The sequence below is a fragment of the Enterobacter sp. TCD1-1 genome, from assembly GCF_020567405.1.
GTDB lineage: Bacteria > Pseudomonadota > Gammaproteobacteria > Enterobacterales > Enterobacteriaceae > Enterobacter > Enterobacter quasiroggenkampii.
The window spans coordinates 195776-211256 of the sequence record NZ_JAJCXF010000003.1; the positions used below are offsets into that span (position 1 = coordinate 195776).

At 55.5% G+C, this 15481-nt stretch carries 15 protein-coding genes and 1 other annotated feature; of the genes, 3 read left to right on the forward strand and 12 right to left on the reverse strand.

Annotated features, from left to right (window positions below; all coding sequences use genetic code 11):
- Nucleotides 1–62: 62 nt before the first annotated feature.
- A complete protein-coding gene (gene tal, locus LJA86_RS15795) occupies nucleotides 63–1016 on the reverse strand; it encodes a transaldolase (RefSeq protein ID WP_024907418.1) in 954 nt (317 codons plus the stop codon).
- Nucleotides 1017–1278: 262 nt separating this feature from the next.
- On the opposite strand from tal, the gene LJA86_RS15800 reads away from it, so the two are divergent.
- Together LJA86_RS15800 and yaaA are read left to right on the forward strand one after the other, a co-directional pair.
- Complete coding sequence (locus LJA86_RS15800) at nucleotides 1279–2709, forward strand: alanine/glycine:cation symporter family protein (RefSeq protein ID WP_045907759.1); 1431 nt, start codon at nucleotides 1279–1281, stop codon at nucleotides 2707–2709.
- A 66-nt stretch (nucleotides 2710–2775) separates the two neighbouring features.
- Nucleotides 2776–3549 carry a peroxide stress protein YaaA gene (yaaA, locus tag LJA86_RS15805; protein ID WP_048225595.1) on the forward strand — a complete coding sequence of 258 codons (774 nt, stop codon included), beginning with the start codon at nucleotides 2776–2778 and terminating at the stop codon, nucleotides 3547–3549.
- A 32-nt stretch (nucleotides 3550–3581) separates the two neighbouring features.
- On the opposite strand, the gene LJA86_RS15810 is transcribed toward yaaA, so the two are convergent.
- From LJA86_RS15810 to yjjY, 7 genes are all read right to left on the reverse strand, one after another.
- A complete protein-coding gene (locus LJA86_RS15810) occupies nucleotides 3582–3884 on the reverse strand; it encodes a DUF2502 domain-containing protein (RefSeq protein ID WP_045907758.1) in 303 nt (100 codons plus the stop codon).
- Nucleotides 3885–4194: 310 nt separating this feature from the next.
- Nucleotides 4195–5481 carry a threonine synthase gene (thrC, locus tag LJA86_RS15815; RefSeq protein ID WP_023326668.1) on the reverse strand — a complete coding sequence of 429 codons (1287 nt, stop codon included), beginning with the start codon at nucleotides 5479–5481 and terminating at the stop codon, nucleotides 4195–4197.
- 3 nt (nucleotides 5482–5484) lie between these two features.
- The gene (gene thrB / locus LJA86_RS15820; RefSeq protein ID WP_048225593.1) at nucleotides 5485–6414 is read right to left on the reverse strand and encodes a homoserine kinase; all 930 of its coding nucleotides are present in this window, start codon (nucleotides 6412–6414) and stop codon (nucleotides 5485–5487) included.
- Nucleotide 6415: 1 nt separating this feature from the next.
- Entirely contained in the window at nucleotides 6416–8878 is a 2463-nt protein-coding gene (thrA, locus tag LJA86_RS15825; protein WP_045907755.1) for a bifunctional aspartate kinase/homoserine dehydrogenase I, read from the reverse strand.
- 24 nt (nucleotides 8879–8902) lie between these two features.
- Nucleotides 8903–9020, reverse strand: a sequence feature (Thr leader region).
- A complete protein-coding gene (gene thrL, locus LJA86_RS15830) occupies nucleotides 8959–9027 on the reverse strand; it encodes a thr operon leader peptide (RefSeq protein WP_015572623.1) in 69 nt (22 codons plus the stop codon). (Overlaps the previous feature by 62 nt.)
- Before the next feature lie 211 nt (nucleotides 9028–9238).
- Complete coding sequence (locus LJA86_RS15835) at nucleotides 9239–9925, reverse strand: tRNA/rRNA methyltransferase (protein ID WP_045907754.1); 687 nt, start codon at nucleotides 9923–9925, stop codon at nucleotides 9239–9241.
- A 399-nt stretch (nucleotides 9926–10324) separates the two neighbouring features.
- The gene (gene yjjY, locus LJA86_RS15840) at nucleotides 10325–10465 is read right to left on the reverse strand and encodes a protein YjjY (protein ID WP_085928893.1); all 141 of its coding nucleotides are present in this window, start codon (nucleotides 10463–10465) and stop codon (nucleotides 10325–10327) included.
- Between the two features lie 95 nt (nucleotides 10466–10560).
- Here yjjY and arcA point away from each other — a divergent pair, with 95 nt between their 5' ends.
- A complete protein-coding gene (arcA, locus tag LJA86_RS15845) occupies nucleotides 10561–11277 on the forward strand; it encodes a two-component system response regulator ArcA (RefSeq protein WP_003856501.1) in 717 nt (238 codons plus the stop codon).
- A gap of 46 nt (nucleotides 11278–11323) precedes the next feature.
- Here the strand turns inward: arcA and creD are convergent, their stop codons facing one another.
- The 4 genes from creD to creA are packed head-to-tail and all read right to left on the reverse strand — an operon-like array spanning nucleotide 11324 to nucleotide 15331.
- On the reverse strand, nucleotides 11324–12676 hold the full coding sequence (gene creD, locus LJA86_RS15850; RefSeq protein ID WP_229226398.1) for a cell envelope integrity protein CreD: 1353 nt from the start codon (nucleotides 12674–12676) through the stop codon (nucleotides 11324–11326).
- A gap of 56 nt (nucleotides 12677–12732) precedes the next feature.
- Nucleotides 12733–14157: a two-component system sensor histidine kinase CreC gene (gene creC / locus LJA86_RS15855; protein ID WP_229226399.1), complete on the reverse strand. Its 1425-nt coding sequence runs from the start codon at nucleotides 14155–14157 to the stop codon at nucleotides 12733–12735.
- The gene (creB, locus tag LJA86_RS15860; protein ID WP_229226400.1) at nucleotides 14157–14846 is read right to left on the reverse strand and encodes a two-component system response regulator CreB; all 690 of its coding nucleotides are present in this window, start codon (nucleotides 14844–14846) and stop codon (nucleotides 14157–14159) included. The genes creC and creB overlap by 1 nt, the downstream gene beginning before the upstream one ends.
- Nucleotides 14847–14860: 14 nt before the next feature.
- A complete protein-coding gene (gene creA, locus LJA86_RS15865) occupies nucleotides 14861–15331 on the reverse strand; it encodes a protein CreA (protein ID WP_063620725.1) in 471 nt (156 codons plus the stop codon).
- Between the last annotated feature and the right edge of the window lie 150 nt (nucleotides 15332–15481).

Below are 15481 nucleotides of genomic sequence, written 5' to 3' on the forward strand. Positions count from 1 at the left end.
GAGGGGATTCAGACAGGGGACGAAAGAAGTCGCGTGACCGGGAGCCCGGTCACGCAGAATGATTACAGCAGGTCGCCGATCATTTTTTCCAGTTTGCCCTGGTCAACAGCAAACTTACGGATACCGTCCGCCAGCTTGTCTACCGCCATTGGATCCTGGTTGTGCTGCCACAGGAACTCGGATTCAGTGATGCGCTCTGGGCGTGCTTTCACTTCACCGGTGTAGGACAGTTTACGCTCCAGGGTACCTTCGCTTTCTGCCAGCTCTTTCAGCAGCGCAGGCGCGATGGTCAGGCGGTCACAGCCAGCCAGCTCAATGATTTCACCGACGTTACGGAAGCTTGCGCCCATAACCACAGTCTCATAGCCATGCTGTTTGTAGTATTCGTAGATTTCAGTCACAGAAATCACGCCTGGATCTTCAGCCGGTGCGTACTCTTTCTTATCGGTGTTGGCTTTGTACCAGTCCAGAATACGGCCTACGAACGGAGAAATCAGGTATACGCCCGCTTCTGCACAAGCACGCGCCTGCGCGAAGGAGAACAGCAGGGTCAGGTTACAGTTGATACCGTCTTTTTCCAGCTGCTCTGCCGCGCGAATACCCTGCCAGGTAGAAGCCAGTTTGATCAGGATACGATCGTTGCTGATGCCCGCGTCGTTGTACATTTTGATGAGACGTTTCGCTTTGGCGATAGACGCTTCGGTGTCGTAGGAGAGACGCGCATCCACTTCGGTAGAGATACGGCCAGGAACCAGTTTCAGGATCTCCAGACCGATGTTCACTGCCAGTTTGTCAGTGGCATCCACAACCTGCTGCGCGCGGTCATTGCTCTGCGCTTTCGCCCAGGTCACTGCGTCGTCAATCAGTTTGCGATACTCAGGGATCTGTGCGGCGTTAAGGATCAGAGAAGGGTTGGTTGTGGCATCCTGCGGCTGGTACAGCTTCATTGCCGCGATATCTCCGGTGTCAGCTACGACAGTGGTGAACTGACGAAGGGAGGTCAATTTATCCGTCATGATAGTGTTTCTCTTTTAACGTGCCCTGGATAATTCACGCTACCGACAGCATGCCTGCAGCGGAAAAATGACAGGTTTACTTGTTAGGGGGATGTAACCGGTCTGCCCTGATGATAACACGACGGAGGGGTAGCGCAACCGCAGACAGTGCGCTTAGGCAGAGTATGATAAACTGGAAATATTAACAGGCTGCTAAGCAACAGCATGCCCAATCAGTGGTAGCGCTTACATATTCACTTTGGCATCAACAAGAGGGACGTTAATGCCTGATTTCTTTTTCTTTATTAACGAAGTCCTCTGGGGTTCGATAATGATATACCTGCTTCTGGGAGCAGGTATTTGGTTTACGCTACGCTCTGGGTTTATCCAGTTTCGCTATATTCGCAAGTTTGGCAGAAGTCTGAAAAACAGCGTCACGCCTCAGCCGGGCGGATTAACGTCATTCCAGGCGCTCTGTACCAGCCTCGCGGCTCGCCTCGGCAGCGGCAATCTGGCGGGCGTTGCGCTGGCCATCAGCGCCGGTGGGCCGGGCGCGGTCTTCTGGATGTGGGTGACGGCGCTACTCGGGATGGCCACCTCCTTTGCCGAAAGTTCGCTTGCACAACTCTACAAAGAGAAAGATAAACACGGCCAGTTTCGCGGTGGTCCTGCCTGGTACATGGCGCGTGGCTTAGGGATGCGCTGGATGGGCGTCCTGTTCTCGGTTTTTTTACTGCTCGCGTACGGTCTTATTTTTAATACCGTCCAGGCGAACTCGGTTGCCAACGCCCTGCGCTATGCCTTCTCCTGCCCCGAGTGGATCGCGGGTCTCGCTTTAGCCCTCGTCGTTCTGCTTACCATCTCGGTCGGTCTCAAGGGCATCGCTCGCCTGATGCAGTGGCTGGTGCCCATTATGGCGCTGCTCTGGGTTGCCGCGAGCCTGTTCGTTGCCGCACTGCATCTCGACCAGGTGCCGGGCGTGATTGCCACCATCGTCAAAAGCGCCTTTGGCTGGCGCGAAGTGGCCTCCGGGGCGCTGGGCTACACCTTCAGCCAGGCGCTGATGGCGGGTTTTCAACGGGGCATGTTCTCCAATGAAGCCGGTATGGGGTCAACCCCCAACGCGGCCGCCGCCGCCTCTTCCTGGCCGCCGCACCCGGCCGCACAAGGCATTGTGCAGATGATTGGCGTCTTTACCGATACCATTATTATCTGTTCCGCCAGCGCCATGATTTTGCTGCTGGCAGGCCCCGTACCGCACGCGTCGGGCACCGTCGGGATACAGCTTCTCCAGCAGGCGCTGGTCAACCTGACCGGCGGCTGGGGAGCCGGATTTGTCTCGCTCATCCTGATCTTGTTTGCCTTCAGCTCGATAGTGGTGAATTACCTTTACGCCGAAAATAACCTTATTTTCCTGAAGCTCGACTCCCGCGCCGCAATCGGAACCCTGCGCCTGGGGGTCATCCTGATGGTGATTGCAGGCTCCCTGCTCAGTATGCCGCTGGTCTGGCAGCTGGCCGATATCATTATGGCGCTGATGGCGATCACGAACCTCACGGCAATCCTGCTGCTCTCGCCCGTGGTGACCCTGATTGCCAGAGACTATCTGCGTCAGCGCAAACTCGGCGTTCCGCCGGTCTTTGATCCCGCCCGCTATCCCGATATCAAGGCGCAGCTTGCCCCCGGGACGTGGGATGATTTGCCGCGGCAATAACAGCTATCGATCAATTCGGGGCGATTTTTTGCTAAAGTCGCTCTAAATTTCCTGCAAGGACTGGATATGCTGATTCTGATTTCACCTGCAAAAACGCTCGACTACCAGAGCCCGCTCGCCACCGAACGCTATACTCAGCCTGAACTGCTGGACTATTCGCAACAGCTGATCCGCGAAGCGCGTAAGCTCTCTGCGCCGCAAATCGCCTCGCTGATGAGCATCAGCGACAAGCTGGCAGACCTTAACGCGACCCGCTTTCATGAATGGCATCCGGATTTCACCCCTGCCAACGCTCGTCAGGCGATTCTGGCATTTAAAGGCGACGTGTATACCGGCCTGCAGGCGGAAGATTTTAGCGAAGCCGATTTCGATTTTGCCCAGCAGCATCTGCGCATGCTGTCGGGTCTGTACGGCGTACTGCGCCCGCTGGATCTGATGCAGCCGTACCGTCTGGAGATGGGGATTCGTCTGGAGAATGCCAAAGGCAAAGACCTGTACCATTTCTGGGGCGATATCATCACCGATAAGCTGAATGCGGCGCTGCACGCACAGGGCGATAACGTAGTGATTAACCTGGCGTCCGATGAATATTACAAGTCGGTGAAGCCGAAAAAACTGGATGCCGACATCATCAAGCCGGTATTCCTTGACGAGAAGAACGGCAAGTTCAAAGTGATCAGCTTCTACGCCAAGAAAGCGCGTGGCCTGATGAGCCGCTATATTATCCAGAACCGCCTGACGAAGCCGGAGCAGCTAACCGCCTTCAACAGCGAAGGCTATTTCTTTGACGAGGCGTCGTCAGGGAAAGGCGAACTGGTGTTTAAGCGCCACGAGCAGTAAAAACAAACCCCGCCAGCTGGCGGGGTTTTGCATTAGTGGTGTTTCCAGTCCGGGCCGCGATCGTCGCGGCGGTCATCGTGGTGATGGTCATCGTGACGATCGTCGTGTTTACGATGCTCATCATGTGGGCGCCAGTGGTTATCGCGCCAGTCATAATGCGCTTTCCACCAGTCGTGGTCGCGCCAGCGGCCGCCGTCCCAGTAATGCCCGTTATTATCCCGGTCGCCAATCTGCAATTTGACCGCAGGTACGAGGGTGATTTCGGATGCCTGTACCGCCATGGGAGCGACCAGCATCAGTGAAAGCGCAATCAGCACAGGTTTCAGTGTAGACATCGGTGACTCCTTATTATCTTTGCCCAACGTGGGCCGATGTAAGGAGAGTACGCGAGGGGAACGGGGGATGTTATTCTCTGCAATCCTAAACGCTAAGTGACCGCATTTATTGGGAATTTCTACTTTTTCCCTGCTATTTTTCTCCTTAATTTCTCCATAAAAAAAGCCGGGTGGCGCTTCGCTTACCCGGCCTACGATTTGTTCATCGTTGTAGGCCCGGTAAGGCGTAGCCGCCACCGGGCAACACAATCACGCACGCGTCATCATTGGTTGTAGGTCGGGTAAGGCGTAGCCGCCACCCGACAAAAAATCATGCACGCGTCATCATCAGCTTACGCAGCGCGGCAAAGTCTGCCGGCAACTCATGAGACAGCAGCGGCAGGTCGGCACGCTCGGCCAGCTCTTTTGGCAGCGGCAACGTTTCGCCCAGAATCGCCTCCACGCTCTCTTTGAACTTCGCCGGATGTGCGGTTCCCAGGAACAGGCCGTATTCACCCGGATTAAGCTGATCGCGCAGCGCGCGGTAGGCAATCGCCGCGTGCGGTTCAGAGGTATACCCCACCGCCTTCAGCTCGCGCATGGTGGATTTGGTGGTCTCATCCGTCACCGCGGCATAGCCCAGGTCGCCCAGACGCCAGATCTTACGGCGGAACAGCTCTTCCACGCGCGGCCAGTTGTTTGGCTGTGACACATCCATCGCATTGGAGAGGGTCGCCTGCGTGGCGTTCGGCGCCCACTTCCCGTCTTTCAGGAAGCGCGGCACGGTGTCGTTGGCGTTGGTGGCGGCGATAAAGCGTTTCACCGGCAGCCCCAGGGATTTTGCCAGCAGGCCCGCCGTCAGGTCACCGAAGTTACCGCTCGGCACGGAGATCACCAGTTGGTTGCGCGCTTCCTGCGGCAGTTGCGCCACCGCTTCGAAGTAGTAGCAGATCTGCGCCAGCAGACGACTGATGTTGATGGAGTTGGCGGAGTTCAGACCCAGCGCTACCTTCAGCTCTTCGTCGTCGAAGGCCTGCTTGACCAGCGCCTGGCAGGCATCGAAATCACCGTCAATTGCCACGGTTTCAATGTTGCCGCCGAGGGTGCAGAACAGTTTCTCCTGCAGCGGGCTGATTTTACCTTTCGGATAGAGGATCACCACGCGGACGTTTTTCAGGCCGTAGAACGCGTGGGCTACCGCCGCGCCGGTATCGCCGGAGGTTGCGGTCAGGATGGTCACCGGCTTGTCGCCGCTGATGTGGGTCAGCATCTGCGCCATAAAGCGGCCGCCGAAGTCTTTGAACGCCAGGGTCGGGCCGTGGAACAACTCCAGACAGCCGACGTCAGGCTCAACCTGCTGAACCGGCGCCGGGAACGCGAATGCCGCGCGTACGCGCTCTTCCAGCAGCTCCTGCGGAATTTCATCGCCGATAAACGCGGACAGAATTTTGGTGCTGCGGGTGACAAAATCCTGCTTCAGCAGGTCATCAATCTCGGTCAGCTGGAATTCCGGCAGGTCATGAGGGAAAAACAGCCCCTGATTTTTGCCCAGTCCCTGAGTCACCGCCTGCGCGAAGCTGACCTGCTCGTTATGATCTTTAAGGTTGTAGAGTTTCATTAATTATCCCAGTACTCGTGCGCCAGCCGTGTCCAGACGGCAAATATGAACAAAGCCTTCCTGATTTTGCAGGTAGTGTTTAGAGAGCCAGTCCGCCACGCGCTGCGCAGTGTCTGCCTTGTCGCACAGGGCGAACAGCGTCGGGCCGGAGCCGGAGATGCCGCACGCCTGCGCGCCGATATCCATTGATGCCTGTCGCGCCTCGTTAAAGCCGGGCAGCAGCTTCGTGCGGTACGGCTCGGCAATGACGTCCTTCATCAGTTTGGCCGCCAGCTGCGGCTGGCGGGTGTAGCAGGCGTGGATAAAGCCCGCCAGATGACGCCCGTGGGCAATACAGTCCTGACGACGATACTGCGCGGGCAGGATCGCACGCGCTTCCGCGGTTGAAACCTTGATACCCGGATAGGCCAGCACCCACAGCCACTCATCAAACCCTGGCACCTGCTGGCTGATGATGCCATTTTCTTCGATCATCAACTGCATGCCGCCGAGGAAGCACGGCGCCACGTTGTCATAGTGAATGCTGCCGGAGATACGCCCTTCCAGCTCGCCCATTAAGCCCAGCAGACGGTTGTTGTTCAGCGGCTTGCCGCAATGCTCGTTCATTGCTACCAGCGCGGCGACCACCGAGCAGGCGCTGGACCCCAGACCCGAGCCGATCGGCATACTCTTTTCCAGCGTCATGGCGACCGGCACGTTTTTGCCGATCTCCTGACAGAAACGTTCCCAGCACTGATAGACGATGTTCTCGCGCGGGTCGGACGGTAACTTGCTGGCGAAGCGGCCCACGTTGTTCAGGCTGAAGCTGTCTGCCGCTTCCACCGTCACCGTATCACCCAGCAGCGAACCATCCACCGGCGTCACCGCCGCACCCAGCACGTCGAATCCGACGCTCATATTCGCGCTGGAAGCCGGGGCATAAACTTTGACCATGTTAAACTCCTAACTTCCATGACAGGGTACGCAGCAGATCGGCAAACACACCCGCCGCCGTAACATCGTTCCCTGCGCCATAGCCGCGAAGCACCAGCGGCAGTGGCTGATAATAGTGGCTGTAAAACGCGAGGGCGTTTTCGCCGTTTTTGACTTTGTACAGCGGGTCGTTGCCATCCACTTCGGCAATCTTCACCCGGCACACGCCATCTTCTTCAATGTTGCCAACATAGCGCAATACCTTACCTTCATCACGGGCTTTTGCAACGCGAGCGGCAAACGCGTCGTCAAGCTGCGGCAAACTGGCCATAAAGGCGCCAACATCGCCGCTGCTGTCAAATTCTGCCGGCAGGACCGGTTCAATCACGATATCGGAAAGCTCAAGCTCACGGCCCGTTTCGCGGGCGAGGATCAGCAGCTTGCGCGCCACGTCCATACCGGAAAGGTCGTCACGCGGATCCGGCTCGGTATAGCCCAGCTCGCGCGCGGCGCGGGTGGCTTCCGAGAGGCTCATCCCTTCGTCCAGCTTGCCGAAGATAAACGACAGCGATCCGGAAAGAATGCCGGAGAAACGCTGCAGCTCATCGCCCGCGTTAAGCAGGTTCTGCAGGTTCTCGATAACCGGCAGGCCCGCCCCCACGTTGGTGTCGTACAGGAACTTGCGGCGCGACTTGCTCGCCGCCAGACGCAGCTGGTGATAGTAATCCATCGACGAGGTATTGGCCTTTTTATTCGGCGTCACCACGTGGAAACCTTCACGCAGGAAGTCCGCGTACTGGTCGGCCACCGCCTGGTTCGAAGTGCAGTCGACGATGACCGGGTTAAGCAGGTGATACTCTTTTACCAGACGGATCAGGCGGCCCAGGTTGAACGGCTCTTTTGCCTCCTTCATCTCGGCCTGCCAGTTTTCCAGGTTCAGGCCGTGGACGTTGGTCAGCAGCGCTTTGGAATTCGCGATCCCGCAGACGCGCAGGTCGATGTGTTTCTTCTTCAGCCACGCCTGCTGGCGCTTCACCTGCTCCAGGAGCGCGCCGCCCACGCCGCCCACGCCAATCAGGAACAGCTCGATGACCTGATCGGTGTTAAACAGCATCTGGTGTACCACGCGAACGCCGGTGGTGGCATCGTCATTATCGACGACAACAGAAATTGAACGCTCTGACGAGCCCTGGGCAATCGCCACGATATTGATATTGGCGCGCGCCAGCGCGGCAAAGAATTTGGCGGAGATACCGCGCAGGGTGCGCATACCGTCGCCCACCACGGAGATGATCGCCAGACGCTCCTGAATCGCGAGCGGCTCCAGCAGCTCTTCTTTCAGCTCCAGATAGAACTCTTCCTCCAGCGCGCGGCGGGCGCGCAGGCAGTCAGCCTGCGGCACGCAGAAGCTGATGCTGTATTCGGAAGAGGACTGGGTGATCAGCACCACCGAAATACCGTTGCGGGACATGGCCGCAAACACGCGTGCCGCCATGCCGACCATTCCTTTCATTCCCGGGCCGGAGACGCTGAACATCGCCATATTGTTGAGGTTGGAGATGCCTTTCACCGGCAGACCGTCCTCATCGGTGCTCGCGCCAATCAGCGTACCCGGCGCCTGCGGGTTACCGGTATTTTTAATCAGGCAAGGGATCTGGAACTGGGCAATCGGGGAGATGGTACGCGGGTGAAGCACTTTGGCGCCGAAGTAGGAAAGCTCCATCGCTTCCTGGTACGACATCGACTTCAGCAGCCTGGCGTCCGGTACCTGGCGCGGGTCGCAGGTATAGACGCCGTCGACGTCAGTCCAAATCTCGCAACAGTCCGCGCGTAAACAGGCAGCCAGCACGGCGGCGGAGTAGTCGGAGCCGTTACGGCCCAGCACCACCAGCTCGCCCTTCTCGTTACCAGCGGTAAAGCCCGCCATCAGGATCATGTGGTCAGACGGAATTTTGCTGGCGGCGATACGGCGGGTTGATTCGGCAATATCAACGGTGGATTCGAGGTAGTGGCCCACCGCCAGCAGTTTTTCAACGGGATCGATCACGGTCACGCTATGGCCGCGCGCTTCCAGCACGCCCGCCATGATGGCGATAGAGAGTTTTTCACCGCGACAAATCAGCGCCGCGTTGATGCTGTCCGGGCACTGGCCGAGGAGGCTGATGCCGTGCAGGACATGTTTAATTTGCGCGAATTCCTGCTCAACGAAGGACTTCAGCTGCGCATGCGGGAAGCCAGGCAGCGCCTCTGCCAGCCCTTGCAGTAAGTCAGCGAAGATACGCTCTGCGTCGCTGATGTTCGGAAGTGCATCCTGACCACCGATGGTCTTTTCAATCATCGCCACCAGATGGTTCGTGATTTTTGCCGGGGCAGAGAGCACGGTCGCAACCTGCCCCTGCCTGGCGTTGCTTTCCAGGATATCGGCAACACGCAGAAAACGTTCTGCATTTGCCACTGATGTACCGCCGAACTTCAACACTCGCATGGTTCTACCTCGTTTCCTTTAGCCGAAAAAAAAGCCCGCACTGTCTAGGTGCGGGCTTTTTTTTGTTTTTCCTGTACGCGTCAGCCCGCATCGTTACCTGTGGTAATAATGATGGTTGTGGTAATGGTGGTGATGCTGATGCGTTTCATGGATGTTGTGTACTCTGTCATTATTATCTGTCTGTGCTGTATTCTTTTAGGGTTAAAGGATCGGGCACCTTAAGTCAACGAATTTTTAATTTGATCACAATTCGGGAGACTCTCACGTCCCGCTGTGTGCAGATTTATTTTCATCCGATTCCCCCATGTGCAACCCATCCAGACAGACTTATTCGCCATAGTAAAAACTTATGGCAGTGTTTTACTCGGCCAATTTTTTTTCAATATCGTGTAGCAAACGGTGCAGCATGGCGGTGTCCCGCTGTTCAAGACGCCCCAAACGCTGCTGCAACCAGTCAGCCATTTTTTGATCGTCCGCCACCCCCAGATGCACGAGCAGGTTTTCTACGCGCGCGCGAAGTGCGGCAAGCTGATTTTCATCGGTTCCTGTATTTTGCGACGGGGGAATTTGTATTAAGGATGCTAATTGATAGCAATACACCATGACCGCCTGGCCTAAATTGAGGGACGGATAATCCGCGACCATCGGTGCCCCCGTCAGCACGTCCGCCAGTTCCAGCTCTTCATTGGTTAATCCAGAATCTTCACGCCCAAACACCAGCGCCGCTTTCTCCAGCCACTGGCTTTTCTCGCTGAGCATCGGCACCAGCTCCGCTGGCGTGGCATAGTAGTGGAACTTCGCCCGGCTGCGCGCCGTGGTTGCGACGGTAAACGAAATATCGTGCAGCGCATCGGCAAGCGTAGCGTAAGTGGTTATATTATCGAGAATATCTCCCGATCCGTGCGCCACCCAACGGGCGGCGGGTTCCAGATGGGCCGTGCTGTCCACAATACGCAAATCGGTAAAACCCATGGTCTTCATGGCACGCGCCGCTGCGCCTATATTTTCTGCTCTGGCTGGGGCAACCAGTACAATCGACAGATGCATTTATGCTCTCTTTTTAATCAGTTAGCCGGTAAAAATGTGATGCACTTCAACATATTACGCAGCGCGAATTTACAAAATTGCAACACAAATCACCGAAATAGCGTTTCATAACAAATTAAAAACGCTAAACTATTCTGTGTCTGAACAATCAGTTAGAATGTTAACAGAACACTATTATCCTTATGTTTTATAATGATAATAGCGACATGAATACCCTATTCTGATTGGATTCGCTTCGTTTATAAATCAATGTCCGCAACTAGTTGGTTTATTGAAAAATTGTGACAAAGGCTAGCATTCGGCTACGATGATTTCATCAAACTGTTAACGTGCTACAATTGAACTTGATATATGTCAACGAAGCGTAGTTTTATTGGGTGTCTGGTGTCACTTAGCCTGTTATGTTGCTGTTAAAATGGTTAGGATGACAGCCGTTTTTGACACTGTCGGGTCCAAAGGGAAAGTACCCAAGACCAAGCTAATGATGTTGTTGACGTTGATGGAAAGTGCATCAAGAACGCAATTACGTACTTTAGTCACGTTAAGCCGATCATGTTAATTTGCGACATGCATCAGGCAGGTCAGGGACTTTTGTACTTCCTGTTTCGATTTAGTTGGCAATTTAGGTAGCAAACATGCAGACCCCGCACATTCTTATCGTTGAAGACGAGTTGGTAACACGCAACACGTTAAAGAGCATTTTCGAAGCAGAAGGCTACGATGTCTTTGAAGCGACCGATGGCGCAGAGATGCATCAGATCCTTTCTGAAAATGATATCAACCTGGTGATCATGGACATTAACCTGCCGGGCAAAAACGGTCTTCTTCTGGCGCGCGAACTGCGCGAGCAGGCGAACGTCGCGTTAATGTTCCTGACGGGCCGTGATAACGAAGTTGATAAAATTCTTGGCCTGGAAATCGGTGCGGATGATTACATCACCAAGCCGTTCAACCCTCGCGAGTTAACCATTCGTGCACGCAACCTGCTGTCCCGTACCATGAATCTGGGCACGGTCAGCGAAGAGCGTCGTAGCGTTGATAGCTACAAATTCAACGGCTGGGAACTTGATATCAATAGCCGTTCGCTGATTAGCCCGAACGGCGAGCAGTATAAACTGCCGCGCAGTGAATTCCGCGCGATGCTGCACTTCTGCGAAAACCCGGGCAAGATCCAGTCCCGTGCAGAGCTGCTGAAGAAAATGACCGGCCGTGAGCTGAAGCCGCACGACCGTACCGTAGACGTCACCATCCGTCGTATTCGTAAGCACTTCGAATCTACGCCAGATACGCCGGAAATCATCGCCACGATCCACGGCGAAGGGTACCGTTTCTGCGGTGACCTGCAGGAGTAATCCCGCAGTTAACGCATTAAAAAACGGCGCATTTGCGCCGTTTTTTTTATTTCCAGATCCGCATCGTGTCGTTATCAGGCTCTGCCGGAGGTTCAGGCCGCTTTGGCTGAGAGAGCGAGTACCAGTCGAAATGCCGGGTCAGGTACATCACGGCAAACAGCGCCAGCGCGAGAACCGCTGACCCCAACAGCAGCGCGCTGTCCTCCGAGCGCAGCAGGAACCACATCACGACATCCAGCCCGATTAGCGCCAGCACAAACAGCCCGCTGCGCTTCCAGCTTTTCATCACGGCCTGCAGGTACATTACGTTCATCGCTGCACCAACCAGACTTGCAACAACCCAGGCGGGGGTAAACCCGACGTGTTCAGACAGCGCCAGCAGCACCAGATAGAACAGGACCAGCGACAGCCCCACCAGCAGATACTGCATCGGGTGAAGGCGTAATCCGGTTAAGGTTTCGAAGACAAAGAAGGCCATAAACGTCAGCGCAATCAGCAAAATGGCGTACTTGATCGCACGGTCAGTCAGTTGATACTGATCGGCAGGCGTGGCTACCGTAACGCTAAAAGCAGGGATTGATTCCCACTCTGGCGATTCACTGCCGTTAAACCAGCTCTCAAGATTGTTCGCAAACCAGCTGCTCTGCCAGTTCGCCTGAAAACCAGAATCACCAATTTTATGTTTCACCGGCAGATAGTTACCCATAAAGCCCGGATGAGGCCAGTTGCTGTTGAGCGTCATTTCACTGTTGCGTCCCACAGGAACCACGGCAAAACTCCCCGTTCCGGCCAGATTCAGGGACATCTCCAGGGCAAACGTTTTTGACTCCAGCGTTTTGTCAGTCAGCGGAATATGAATACCGGAAAGCGCACCATACACACCCGACCCCGGCTCGACGCTCAACGCCTCGCCATTGATGCTGGAGACTTTCACCGTGCCAATGCCCCGCGCATCCCCCACGCCGACAACGATAAACGGTTGCCCAAGGGTCATCGTTTCCCCTTTAAGCTGCGCCATTTTCTCGGTGCTGAACCGCACTTTTATCCTGAGATCGGTGTTCCAGATCTGTCCGTCATAGATCCCGATATTTCGGGACTCAACGTGCTGGTTACCTTCAACAACCAGAGACTCCGGCAGAATAAAATGCATATAGCTTTTCTTGTACTCGACTTTCTTCTCATCCTCTACCTTGTAAAAAATCTCCGTTACCGGGATAGCAATCAGCGGCCCGACCAGTTTTTGCGGCCCGCTGGTACTCTGACGCAGCGTATTTTCAACATCGTTGCGGTAGCTCTCCCGCTCTGATATCAAGTTACTGACCATAAAAAGCGGGACTAACAGCAGCAGGATGCACCCCAGCAGGGTGCTAACTTTCCAGAACAGGGGGGATTTCATCATTACGTCTCCTTTGTGATGAGGAGAGCGTAACCAGGCTATGTGGGGTCAGTTTGAAGTTATGTGAAGGGACGGTGAAGTCTCAGCGTGGCCATCACGCCACCTTCATCACGATTACGCAATGTAATCTCTCCCTGATGCAGACGCGCCACCTCCTGAACAAACGCCAGCCCGAGCCCGCTGCTCTTTAACCCGTTCTCGCGCGGAAGGGAATAAAAGCGCTCAAAAATACGCTCCAGCGCGTAATCCGGGATCCCGCTTCCGCTGTCGGTGACGATCAGCTCTACCTGCCTGCGATCTTCCCGGGCCGCCAGCGCAATGGCGCCACCCTGCGGGGTGAAATCAATAGCGTTATCCAGCAAATTGCCGAGCGCCTGTTCGAGAAGGTCGGGATCGCCCGCCACATAAAGCGATGTCGGCTGAAGGGTCAGCACAATTTTTTTCGCTGCCAACAGCGTCGCTCGCGCGTCTGCAAGCCGAGAGAAGAGCGAGTCAACACTGACAGCCTCAGGCGTAATCTCGACACGATTTTCAAGCCGCGCCTGAGTGAGCAGCTTTTCAACCAGCGACTGCATGCGCGCATTTTGCACCAGTATATTATCGATAAACCGCGCGGCGACCTGCGGCGGCGGCTGCTCGGAGAGAATTTCTGCCGCGCCGCGTATGGCGGCAATCGGGCTTTTCAGCTCGTGGGTCAACGCATGGACATAGCGTTCAATGTAGTTTTTCCCTTCAAGGCGGATACGCATATTTTCCAGCGCCTGTGCCAGCTTTTGCAGCTCGCTACTGCCTGGATTAGGCAATGGGAGAGGCGTATCGGTGGTTACCGAGTCGGCATAGCGCGATAACGTACCAATAGATCGATTGATCCACCACGCCACCGCCAAGCCAATCAGCAGGGCAATGCCGAGCAGCGCACCGCCTGCCCACAATATCCGTCGCTCGCTGCGGTGAATCACCGGAGCCATCGCGCTGTTCGGTTTCCCCACCGACAGCACGCCGATTATCTTGCCCTGATCCACAACCGGTGCGGCAACATACATCACCGTGCTTTCCGGATCGTCTGGATGGCTCTGGGTACTGCGCGCGCCGTATTCGCCGCGAAGCGTCAGCCAGACATCATTCCAGCGCGAGTAATCTTTTCCCACGGCCAGACCAGCGGAATCAAACACGACCCTGCCCTGCGCATCGGTCATGTAGACGTGATACTCGTTACGCACTTTATGAATACCGCCAATATTGGCGCGAAATGGGCGCTGATGAAGCTGAGAAAAGGCCTGTGCAAGCTTGCCCTGCTGCGCGTGACCCGAAAGCAAATCATCACGTCCGATTTCGGCCAACAGGGTCGCGGTATCGATTAACGTGCCCTCGGTTGCCCTGCGCACGCCGGGCTTCACCTCCTGAACAAAGATCGACAGCACGAACCACGCGGCGATGGCGACGATCAGGAAATACCCCAGCAGCAACCGCATCCCAATGCGCATCAGTAAAGGCCCAGACTGTAGCCCATACCGCGATGGGTGCTGATGGGGGACAGCTCCTCGTTCACCGCCCGCAGCTTGGCGCGCAGGGTTTTGATGTGGGTGTCCACGGTACGATCGAAACTGTCGCCGTCTTCACCCCACACCTTGTCCATGAGCTGCTGACGCGAAAAGACCCGACCGGGCGCCTGTAACAAGGTTTTGAGCAGCAAGAATTCGTAGCGGGTCAGGGGCAATGTTTCCCCGCACCAGCTGATTCGTGCGGCAGGCTCGTTCAGTTCAAACTGCCCGATACGCAACGTTTCTGAGGGTGCGGCGGATTTTTGCATGCGCCGTAAAACAGTCCGCACCCGAGCGCAGACTTCACGAGGGGAGAAAGGTTTCGCAACGTAGTCATCAGCGCCCATTTCCAGGCCAAGCAGCTTGTCGACCTCATCACTGCGCGCCGTCAGAAACAGTACAGGCAGCGAGGGATGCTGCGCCAGCAGCCGACGGCAAAGCTCAAACCCGCTGATGTCCGGCAGTCCGACATCCAGAATGGCGAGCGCCGGAACCTGCCGCTGAGCCTCCTCCAGCACGGGTAAACCGCGTTCAAACGCCTTTACCGCGAATCCTTCCTGCTGAAGCATGTAGATCAGCGTATCGGCGATACTGGTTTCGTCTTCAACCAGCCAGACCACAGGTTGTTGCATGATTCATCCCTGAATTAATGCCACGGCATAATCGGCACCGCGCTGATCGCGTTTTTCGGCGAGCCTTCCACCACTTTGTCAGAATAGGCAAGGTAGGCCAGCGTGTTGCGTTTGGCATCGTAGAAACGCACAACCTGCAGCTTTTTGAACACCAGCGAGGTCCGTTTCTGGAATACCACGTCGCCCTGCGCCTTGCCGTTTTTAATTTTATCGCTCAATTCAACCGGTCCCACCTGCTGACAGGAGATCGCCGCATCGGAGGTGTCCTCCGCCAGCCCCAGGCCGCCTTTGATACCGCCCGTTTTCGCACGGCTGACATAGCAGGTGACGTTTTTCACGTCTGGATCGTCAAACGCCTCAACGACAATTTTGTGGTCCGGGCCAAACATTTTGAACACGGTATCGACGGAACCAATCTGTTCCGCCTGTGCAGCGCGTCCGACCATCAACATCAGCGCGGTGAAGAGCAAAGTCTTGTATTTCATATTGTTACCATTCTTTAAAATTACACTGAGCGATTATTCAACACTTTAGACAAAAATGTAGCAAGATCACAGGATTAGAATATATTTGCCCATAATGCCCTGCAAAAAGCATGAATGCGCAAAAAAAACACTGAATGCTAAAACATCAAA